At 58.7% G+C, this 10,286-nt stretch carries 9 protein-coding genes; 3 read left to right on the top strand and 6 right to left on the bottom strand.

Annotated elements, in window-relative coordinates:
- Nucleotides 1-287: 287 nt before the first annotated feature.
- From AWB69_RS47615 to imuA, 5 genes are all read right to left on the bottom strand, one after another.
- Nucleotides 288-461 carry a hypothetical protein gene (locus tag AWB69_RS47615; protein WP_156528818.1) on the bottom strand — a complete coding sequence of 58 codons (174 nt, stop codon included), beginning with the start codon at nucleotides 459-461 and terminating at the stop codon, nucleotides 288-290.
- Nucleotides 461-937, bottom strand: coding sequence for a DUF2501 domain-containing protein (locus tag AWB69_RS11870; RefSeq protein WP_062085094.1), 477 nt, complete (start codon nucleotides 935-937; stop codon nucleotides 461-463). The genes AWB69_RS47615 and AWB69_RS11870 overlap by 1 nt, the downstream gene beginning before the upstream one ends.
- A gap of 133 nt (nucleotides 938-1,070) precedes the next feature.
- Nucleotides 1,071-4,232 carry an error-prone DNA polymerase gene (locus AWB69_RS11865; RefSeq protein ID WP_062085093.1) on the bottom strand — a complete coding sequence of 1,054 codons (3,162 nt, stop codon included), beginning with the start codon at nucleotides 4,230-4,232 and terminating at the stop codon, nucleotides 1,071-1,073.
- 6 nt (nucleotides 4,233-4,238) lie between these two features.
- Nucleotides 4,239-5,732 carry a Y-family DNA polymerase gene (locus AWB69_RS11860; protein WP_062085092.1) on the bottom strand — a complete coding sequence of 498 codons (1,494 nt, stop codon included), beginning with the start codon at nucleotides 5,730-5,732 and terminating at the stop codon, nucleotides 4,239-4,241.
- Nucleotides 5,656-6,369: a translesion DNA synthesis-associated protein ImuA gene (gene imuA / locus AWB69_RS11855; RefSeq protein ID WP_062085091.1), complete on the bottom strand. Its 714-nt coding sequence runs from the start codon at nucleotides 6,367-6,369 to the stop codon at nucleotides 5,656-5,658. Before imuA ends, AWB69_RS11860 begins: the two co-directional genes overlap by 77 nt.
- Nucleotides 6,370-6,533: 164 nt before the next feature.
- Here imuA and AWB69_RS11850 point away from each other — a divergent pair, with 164 nt between their 5' ends.
- On the top strand, nucleotides 6,534-7,454 hold the full coding sequence (locus tag AWB69_RS11850) for a DUF72 domain-containing protein (protein ID WP_062085090.1): 921 nt from the start codon (nucleotides 6,534-6,536) through the stop codon (nucleotides 7,452-7,454).
- 37 nt (nucleotides 7,455-7,491) lie between these two features.
- Here AWB69_RS11850 and AWB69_RS46880 read toward each other — a convergent pair whose 3' ends face one another.
- Nucleotides 7,492-8,154, bottom strand: coding sequence for a TetR/AcrR family transcriptional regulator (locus tag AWB69_RS46880; protein WP_082913356.1), 663 nt, complete (start codon nucleotides 8,152-8,154; stop codon nucleotides 7,492-7,494).
- Nucleotides 8,155-8,227: 73 nt separating this feature from the next.
- On the opposite strand from AWB69_RS46880, the gene AWB69_RS11840 reads away from it, so the two are divergent.
- On the top strand, nucleotides 8,228-8,809 hold the full coding sequence (locus tag AWB69_RS11840; protein ID WP_062085089.1) for a hydrolase: 582 nt from the start codon (nucleotides 8,228-8,230) through the stop codon (nucleotides 8,807-8,809).
- A 190-nt stretch (nucleotides 8,810-8,999) separates the two neighbouring features.
- Nucleotides 9,000-10,118, top strand: coding sequence for an FUSC family protein (locus AWB69_RS11835; RefSeq protein ID WP_062085088.1), 1,119 nt, complete (start codon nucleotides 9,000-9,002; stop codon nucleotides 10,116-10,118).
- Nucleotides 10,119-10,286 lie beyond the last annotated feature (168 nt).

Below are 10,286 nucleotides of genomic sequence, written 5' to 3'. Positions count from 1 at the left end.
AAGTCCGGCAACCGCGTTCCCATTCGTTAGCGAAGCCCGTAGCGGATGGGAACAGTGGTGGGCGAGGTCCATAGCTGTGTAACGCAGCTATGACCCTCGCCCAGTAGTCATGGACGGACATCCAGAGGGCCGCAGCAGCCGGAACAAAGCAGCGTCGCAAAGCAGTCAGCACTGACATCGATGAAACGTGCAGGAACATCCTCTCTCCTGACAGGTTCGACGACGTCGTTGTCATGCCCCGGGCTCAACCTCAATCGCTCGTTGGTATCTTCTGGCGCACAGGACGATCAGGCAAAGGAAGTATGCGCGGAAGAATGTTTTCCGATTTGAGTACCCGGTCCGCCAGCGTGCCCAGCACATGCAGAAAAACCAAAAAACCAAAAAGCCAAAAAGCCAAAAAACCAAAAAGCCAAAAAACCAAAAAGCCAAAAAACCAAAAAACCAAAAAACAAACCAACCATCACCCCCCCACGAGCGACTTCCCTTGCGAAAGAATCTTGTCACAAACCTGCTTGGTGACTTGCTGCTTCAACCCACCCCCACTCAAATCAACCTGCTGCCCATCACCACTTTTCAAAAGCCCCGCCGCCCCAGCGGTATACCCACTATCCGACGACGCAGCCGACGTTCCCCCCAGCTTGCTCATCAGCGAGTCTTTAACTGACGAAGCCCCATTCCCACTGAGATAGTTGTTCTTGATACAGAACTGCAGCACACCCGCGACATTACTTGTACTGCCTGATGTCAGCGATGACCCGGTCAACCCACTGGTCATCCCACCCATATTACCCAGGCTACTGAGCCCGCTGGACGATGACCCATCAGAGCTTCCACCTCCCTTCAGCAGATTGCCGAGTTGCGCATGAGCGGCCGAAATGGGTAACAACATTGCAATTGCGATGCCTGCAACGGTGCTGTGATACATGCGGATTTTCATACTCGAACTCCTTCTGTGGATAGATCATCCTCTAATATAGTTCGTTTCAAGCAAGACGTTGAATAAGAACGTTCCCGGCTTGCGCTAAGACAATTTAAATGGAGTGCTGATAATCAAACAAGATCAAAAAATGTCAATGAAAGTCCCGGCTCACGCTCGTCAATCCACCTAGCAGATACGACATATCCACCAGCCGTTGCGCGACAAGATGCTGAACCTCCCCCTCGCATTGCCACGTACCGTACACGGCCAGTAACGTCGAACCAAGCGCCTCGCGGCGCTGCTTCTCCAGCAGACTGGGCCATACAATCACGTTAACATTCCCAGTCTCATCCTCAATCGTGACAAACATCACGCCCTTCGCGGTACCAGGTCGCTGACGCACGGTCACGAGTCCACAACCGCGCGCCAATCGCCCGTTCCTGTAACTACGCAACGTAGCAGCCGACATCAACCGTTGCTCAAGCAACGCCGGACGCAGCAGTTCAAGTGGATGACGTCCGAGTGACAAACCCGTGGCCTTGTAGTCGCTGACAATATCGTCGGCCTCGGAAGGCGCGCCAAGCAGCGGCGTGACATCTTCCACACGTGCGTCGTTGAGCATGTCCTTGTCGGGCACTGCGGCCACGGACTGCCATAACGCTTCCCTCCGGTTACCAGCGAGCGAAGTCAACGCATTGGCAGCAGCCAATGCCTGCAGATCATGCCGATCAAGCTGCGCCCGTTGCGCAAGATCCCCCACGCTCTCGAACGGCCGCACACACCGCGCCGTTTCAATACGCTCCGCCGCACCATCACGCATCCCGCGAAGCAGCGATAACCCCAGCCGCACAGCAGGCCTGCTGTCATCGCCCCTGCGTTCATCCGGATACTCAAGCACCGAATCCCAGCCACTCACTGTCAGGTCGGCGGGAAACACCACTACGCCATGGCGCTTCGCATCCTGCACGAGTTGTGAGGGGGAGTAGAAACCCATCGGTTGCGAGTTCAGCATGGCCGTGAGAAACGCCGCCGGTTCATGTCGCTTCAACCAACTGCTGACATACACAAGCAGCGCGAAACTGGCCGCATGACTTTCAGGAAAACCATATTCACCGAAGCCCTTGATCTGCTCGAAGATGGCGTCGGCAAAGGCTTTTTTATAACCGTTCCTGGTCATGCCACTCACAATGCGATCGTAGTATTTCTCCAGGCCGCCTTTGCGTTTCCAGGCGGCCATCGCGCGGCGCAATTCGTCGGCTTCGCCGGCAGTGAAATCGGCGGCGATCATTGCAATCTGCATGACCTGTTCCTGAAAGATCGGCACACCCAAGGTTCTATCGAGCGCGACCTTCAGATCATCGTTTGGAAAACTCACTGGCTCCAAGCCCTGACGCCGCCGCAAATAAGGATGCACAGCACCACCCTGAATCGGACCCGGCCGCACGATCGCGACCTCGATCACCAGATCGTAAAACTTCTGCGGCCGCAGTCGCGGCAACATCGACATCTGCGCACGTGATTCAATCTGGAACACGCCGATAGTGTCCGCCTGCGAGATCATGTCGTAGGTCGGTTTATCGTCGGGAGGAATGTCCTGCATCTCGAGGCGCTCGCCGCGTTTCTCCGAGACAATATCGAGCGTGCGTCGAATGGCCGAGAGCATGCCGAGCGCGAGTACATCGACTTTTAAAAGCCCCAGCGCTTCCAGATCGTCCTTGTCCCACTGGATCACGCTGCGATCCACCATAGCCGCATTTTCGATAGGAACCAGCCGCGTCAGTTTCTCCCGGCTGATCACAAACCCCCCGGAATGCTGCGACAGATGCCGCGGAAAATTCAGCAATTGCGCGGCCAGCGAAGCCCACGACTGAATCAGCGTATTCTCCGGATCAAGCCCGGATTCAGCGAAGCGTTGCAGCAAGTCATGACCGTTGTCGAACCACTGATGCGACTTCGCAACGCGATCCACAATCTGCGCATCGACCCCAAGCGCCTTGCCCGTTTCACGCAATGCACCGCGCGGCCGATACGTCGACACCGCCGCCGCAATCGCGGTGCGATCACGCCCATATTTACGATAGATGTACTGGATGACTTCCTCGCGCCGCTGATGCTCGAAGTCGACATCAATATCCGGCGGCTCGCCACGCTCCTTGCTGATAAACCGCTCGAACAGCATGTTGCCGCGCGCCGGGTCCACCTCGGTTACGCCAAGGCAATAACACACGGCGGAGTTCGCCGCGGAACCACGCCCCTGGCAAAGAATGTTTTCGCCGCGGGCAAAGCGGACGAGATCGTAGACGGTCAGGAAATACGCCTCGTATTTCATATGCTCGATCAACTCGAGTTCATGTTCTATCTGTGCCTGCACCTTGTGCGGAATGCCGAGCGGAAAACGCCGATGCGCGCCAATATAGGTTTCCTGCCGCAAATAAGCGGCGTGGGTATAACCTGCCGGCACGATCTCGTCCGGATAGTCGTAACGCAGATCATCCAGTGAAAACGTGCAGCGCTTGAGCACATTGAGCGTTTCGCCAAGCGTGTATTCCGGATAGAGATTCGCGAGCCGCAACCTGGAACGCAGATGCTGCTCGGCATTCGGAGCGAGATCGTAACCACATTCCGATACCGGCTTGCCAATGCGAATGGCCGTCATGATGTCCTGCAGCGGCTTGCGCGACCGCACGTGCATCACCACGTTTCCGGTCGCCACCACGGGCACCTTATGAAACGCAGCCACGTGCTCGACGATCCCCCGGTGGATGTCATCGAGTGCGCGCTGGTGCAGCGTCAACCCAACCCACGCGCGTTGAGGAAACGTGGTGTCGAGCCATTCGATCTGGGCATCGAGCGCAGCCTGCTTCGCGGGGAAATCGGGCACCAGGATCGCGAGGCAATCCGGCATGCCGCGCAAGTGCGCAAACTCTTTATCGGGCCGTGCCAGATCGTTCGGCGTGAGCAGGTACGCGCCTTTTTTCGACCGCATGCGGGCAATGGTGATGAGCTCGGACAGATTGCCGTAACCATTGCGGTTCATCGCCAGCAAAATGAGTCCGAAGGCCGGCGAAAGATCCGCGTTGACGAGCTTGAAATACGAGCCAATCACAAGCGGAAAATTCAGTTTCTTCGCCTCCACATGCGCGCGTACGACACCCGCGAGCGAGCATTCATCGGTGATTGCCAGACCGGCATAAGCGAGTTGCGCCGCCCGTGCGACCAGCTCCTCTCCACGCGATGCCCCGTGAAGGAACGTGAAGTTGGAAAACGCGAAAAGCTCCGCATACGCGGGCAGCATGGAGAAGGTGGTATCCACGGCGCATCATCCAAACAGACCGTGGAGAAACCAGCGCGGATCTTCGGCCTCCGCACTGCCGGGCCGCTCGCGATAAATCCAGTAGCAACTTTGATCGCTGGCTTGCGCGACGAAATAATCGCGACTTGTCAAACCGCCGTCGAACCATCCCGCCTCAATGCGCTCAGCCGGCGACACCAGTTTCAGCGACGACCCATAGAACGGCCGATGGCTTTTCATCATCAGTTGCAACGGCTCTTCAAGCAGCCACGCCGGGCGCGGCAGATCGGACGGCACGGCTTCAAGCTTTTGAGGATGGGTGGTGTCGGTGACGGAGATCCATCGGTTCGCCTGCTCAGGCCGGTAATCCGATGAAGGCGCCGCACGCAACACGTTCTCGGCACCCAGCCGCGCAACCAGCAATTCCAGCAAGCGGTTATGGTCTTCAGGCGACCCGCCGGGTTCGGGAAAAAGCGTCTCGGTAGGCGGTTCGGCGGGCTGTATTTTTGCCGCGCTCAGACGCATTGCGATCACCGGAGCCACGAGTTCCGTGCGGCCAAGCCGCTCCTTGAACAAGCGCAGCAAATGTTCTTCGTGCCAGGTTGGTTCGGCGAGCGCAATCTGGATAACGGTGGGGTCAATGGCATCGCGGCCGCGCTCGTGCTCCAGCGTGAGCGTGGCGTGCGTGAGCGCCAGTTGCTGCGTGCTCAGCCAGCCGCACAGTTGCACGATCAGCCGGCGCGCGGAAAACAACATGGCTTCCGCATGTTCAATGCGATCGGGCAACTCGATGCGCGCGCTGAACGCGGGCGGCACGGCTAGCCATTCATACAGTTCGGGCGCGAGTCCATAAGCGTGGTCGAGCGAATCCAGCAGCGCGACGCCGCGGCGTTTTTTAAGCCCCGCACGCGGCAGGCGGCGGATGTCGTTCAGCGTCTTGCAGCCCAGCCCCGTGAACCAGTCTCCAAACGCCCGCACTTCCGGCGCGGCGTGGAACGGCAGCGTCCCGAGCTTGCGTTCGAGCGACGCCATTTTCAGCACGCGCCGCTTGCCGAGGTGAGCGCTGTGGGCGCTTTTGGCCAGCAGCCACGCGCCCTGGCCAGTCGGCGCTGTACTTAAACGCGCTGTCACGCCGATGGCATCGACAATGTCCCGCATCTGATGGCACAGCCGCACGATGCCGCCGAAGAGCCGCAAGCTCGCCGTGACGTCGATAACGATGGTTTCCTCATCGCAGAGCGCGACCATGGGGGAGAATTTCATCAGCGAAAAAGCTACCTCGCGCATCAAGTCGTTTTCCCGGCTCAGTTCGCGCTCGAACATGAGGGTGTCGGGCGAGAGCGTGAGGACGCCGCCGCGTTTCATGCCCACGCACACGCCGGCCTCGCGAGCCCCCGGGTCTGCGATAGAGACCGTGTCGCGGTCCAGGACCACGCAGCCGTGTTCAGGCCGGCGCGACCAGCGTGGACGGAACACTTCCAGCGACAACCGGGGTAGATGTATGCCGACGTACACGGGCATGGGGACTCAGCAGAACGGGAGAGGGTTGCAGGGTGACGGACAGTCTTTCGGCGCGGATCGGCCCTTTGCGCTTGATGATGTCGACAGCAATACCGTCGCCGGCCGGCCGCACGCACAGCCTCAACGTGGCCGGTGACGAGTCCGACGCGCTCGCGAGCGGGCGCACCATCAGGAACAGCGTTTCAGAGGATTGCGCGGCCATGTGCAGGCGCCGCAGCGACTCCGTGCGCGCGTATTGCTGCCAGAAGACAAGGGCGCCGCAACTGCCGGTCTTGAGGATTTGCTCGGCTGACCACAACGCGTCAGCCAGTTTCAATGCACGCACCTGGAGCAGCTTCTCGAGCGGCACACCCAGATACGCAAAAGCGAGAGAATTTGGATTATGAGGCGGTTGCACAAAGGCAATAGGACGCTTGCTCACCGCGGCGAGCGCCGGGCGTAACAGCCTGACTTCGCCCACGCCCGGCTGCTGCACCAGCAACTCGATCAGCGTTCCCAGGGGCCAGCCGCCGCCCGGCAGTTCGGCCGACAGCACGGCATAACCCGTGTCGACCGTCTGCCCCTGCGAGCGCGCGAGCTGCGACCCGCGCCACAAGGCGGGGTGGATGTCTTCGACGTTCTTGAGCAGGGCGGACATGGTAAATTTCACTGTATGGATGTACAGTATTTTACCTTGAATTTGATCGAGCCTGAACTGCCCCTTTTAAAAGACGGGGAGGAGAGCGGGGAAGTAAGCGGGGAAGTAAGCGGGGAGAAAAATATGTCGAATGAATGGTGTGGAAATGGTAGGGAGAATGCGCAGTGACCATCCTGGTTGGCACGGCTTCGTGGACGGATCCCACGCTGATCAAGTGCAAGCGTTTTTATCCGCCCGGCTGTTCGAGCGCGGAGGCGCGCTTGCGTTATTACGCGTCCGTGTTCCCTTTGGTGGAGGTCGATTCCAGTTATTACGGCATGCCCAACGCCGCGAATTCGGTGTTGTGGGCTGAACGGACACCGCCCGGATTCGTGTTCAACATCAAGGCGTTCCGCTTGTTCACGGGGCATCAGACCGCACGCGACACGTTCCCGCCGGACATCCAGCCGAACCTGCCGCAGAACGGCAAGACGAGCCTGTATTACAAGGATCTGCCGGACGAGTTGCAGCAGGAATTATGGTGCCGGTATTTCGAAGCTGTTGAGCCGCTTCGTGCCGCCGGCAAGCTCGGCGCCGTGCATTTCCAGTTCGCGCCATGGGTGATCTGCAATCCCCACGGCATCCGGCATGTCGAGCACTGCGCGGACGTCATGAGCGCAATGGACGGCTACACCATGGCGGTCGAGTTTCGCAACCAGACCTGGTTCGACGAAAAGCGCCGCGATTCCACACTGGCCATGGAGCGTGAGCGCGGGCTGGTGAATGTGGTGGTGGATGAACCGCAAGGGGCGAGTAACAGCATCCCTGCTGTTTGGGAAACAACGAATCCGCGGCTGGCGTTGATTCGCATGCATGGACGCAATCAGGACACGTGGAATATCAAAGGCGCGGTTGTATCGTCGTCGAGATTCAACTACGAGTACAACAACGACGAACTCGATTCAATCGCGAGCCAGATTATCGAGATTTCAAAAGCGGTCGAATTGACGCATGTGATTTTTAATACCAACTACGAGGACCAGGGGCAGAGGAATGCGCTGAAGCTGATGGGGGCGTTGGGTGTCGCGCATTCGGTCGATAGCTGACGAGTAGCGCCATGGTACCTGCCCAGCCATTGGAGACTTATGAAGACGTGAGGGTATCCAGGTTCGCACGTTGGATCGCGTCCTGCAGGTAATGACGCATAAGGCCCTCCAGTTCGTCCATGACAGCTTTACGACTGGCTATGGAGGTATCGCCATTAACTGCGACGGCCGCCTTCATGATCTGCTGGATCACGGCGGCACGGACGGCGATCTCTGCAGGTGCCAGATGCGGCGCCACTTCAGCCAGCACGGATTCGATCTCTCTACGCAGACTTTCGCGGATGCTCATGGTGCCCGGCAGAGCGTAACTGTAGGTCTCGACCAGGACCGCAAACGCCGGATGGGTCGCGCGGAACTTCACGAACGTTCTCGTCAACCGGCTCGCAAGCAGCGATACGTCCAGAGACGGCGCAGCCTCGCGCAGCTTGTGGAACGTCTCTGCGAGTATGTTCAGATAGCTTTCGAGCAACGCACCCGCGATCCGGTCCTTGGTGGGAAAAAATTGATACAGCGAGCCAATCGATGCGCCCGCGCGGGAGGCAATCGCCGTCATGGTTGCTGCGTCGTATCCCTTGTCTGCGAATTCGGTACCCGCTGCCTCGAGCAGCGCTGCGACCCGTGCGTGACCGCGTGCACGCTGTGGGGCTTTCGCTTGCCCGCTTTCGGCACGCAATGTTGCGGTTGACTTTTGTGAGGACATGCTCATAAAATAGATATGTGAGACGAGCCTCACAATACACCTTTGGCTCACTAACTTCAATGGAAGGCAAAAGATGTTGCAGAAACTTGACTCCAAAACTACGGCACTCGTTCTGATCGACCTCCAACAGGGCATCCTTGGTTTTGGGAAGGCCCCTCGTAGCGCCGAGTCCGTGCTGACGGCCTCAGCGAAGCTCGCGAAGCGCTTTCGGGAACTCAGTGCGCCAGTCGTGCTGGTACGCGTAGGCTGGAGCGACGATTTCGGCGACGCGCTGAAGCAACCCGTCGACCAGCCCGCGGCGCTTCCTGCCGGCGGACTTCCGTCGACGTGGTGGAACTTCCCCGAAGCGCTCGAAGCCGCCGAGCATGATCTCAAGATCACGAAGCGGCAGTGGAACGCATTTCACGGCACGGAACTCGATCTGCAATTGCGCCGCCGTGGCATCAAGACCATTGTGCTCGGCGGAATTTCGACGAATATCGGTGTGGAGTCGACGGCACGAGCTGCCTATGAACTTGGCTACACACTCGTGCTCGCCGAGGATGCGATGAGTTGCGCCACGGCTGAGCATCATCACGCGTCGGTTAATTACATTTTTCCGAGACTCGGCCTGGTGCGTCAGTCCGAGGACGTGATCCAGGCACTCGCGGACTGACACTGGTCCACGAAGGGGCATGAGGGCCCGAATGCGCAGCCGCAGACAGGCCGGAAAGTGCGTCGGTCGGTACGCCTTTCACCTGGAACGACCGATCGGATCGAGTCAACTCGCGGATTTGTACATCGACCTGTCCGCACACGCGAGAGGGCAGCAGCAGAGTACGAAGATTCAGTGCAGGAGTTCCGGGATGTCCAAATCAAGGTACGACGAACAATCAGTTGACCGTATAACCGACGCTTCGCCGACGCAAACAAATCGTTACGAGGTTGTCGGATCGGCCGTGTCGCGCATTGGGGCTGCTATCGATAGCAAGGCGCTTGTTCGCACGTTGACGGCCCTTTTCCCGTTAATCGTCCTCGCGCTGGTTTCCGGTCAGACAAAGTGGTTGCTCGTTTCGCTGGTGACGGTGTCGACCGCTATCGCAGTGGATCGCTCGCATCTCGCTCCGCTCGGGGTTATTTCCCACGGGATAACCATCGGAGCGGGCTTCCTGGTATTGATGGCCTCGCTTGCGTATCCACCACTGTTTGTCGTAGCCACTGCCCTAATGGCAATGGGGTCGATTTTGGTGACCGCACGGGGAAGCGAGTTGCGCTCACTCGGTAGCTATACGTTCATTCCGGTGCTTTACCTCGCCTGCGAGAGCGCCGAAGGAGTGAGGCAATCGGCACTTATTCATCGCGGGTTCGAGCTTCTTCCCTTCGTATTGACTGCTTTCTTGCCGGTTCTGCTGATTTCCTCGATTAATCACTACCGCGAACGCCGTCCAGAGGTTTCATATTTAGCGCACTATGCGAAATGGTCGAAGCGTTCAGAGCGTGGCGATCGTGTTCCGTACGTCGAAGCGATGATCGCAATAGCACTCGCCGTAGGCCTCGCAGCAGCACTCGTGGAGTGGAGGCATATCGAGCGCGGACAATGGATGATCTGGTCAGCGGCAAGCGTGGTGACGGGCAGTGCGGCGAGCGCCCGAGTCAAGTTCCGGAATCGTATCGCGGGGGCCATCGTAGGCGTGCCGGCCGGTATCTTCGTCGGGTTATTGGTCCCCCACGACTATTTCGTGCGAGACCTGGTTATTCTCGCTGCGTTGCTGACACTCGTCTGTATTCGGCCCTACGTTATGGCATTCGGCACGCGTTGCGCCTGCGCCGCGATGGCATTCGTGGTTGCCGGGCAGTCGTGGATTTTCGCTAGCGAGCGTCTGATCAACGTAGCGGCCGGCAGTGCGACCGGTCTCTTGATTACGCTGGCTGTGCACGTTATCGCGAGGCGCATCGAATGCTCGCGCAAACCGGTCTCATTTTGATGATCGGCAAGATTCCGGTCGCCCCTGTTGACGGGTCCGATGTTGCGTCGCGCGCGGAAGCGAACGGCCGTTGTTGAACCCGTCCTGAGACATTGGAGCATCCTTGCCGAGGGGACTATAGCGGGTCGTTAGTTACCCTTAAGGATTCTGATCGGCAGCCTGCAGAAA

Source organism: Caballeronia udeis, assembly GCF_001544555.2.
Taxonomy (GTDB): domain Bacteria; phylum Pseudomonadota; class Gammaproteobacteria; order Burkholderiales; family Burkholderiaceae; genus Caballeronia; species Caballeronia udeis.
This window is presented reverse-complemented; position numbering and strand designations above follow the sequence as displayed.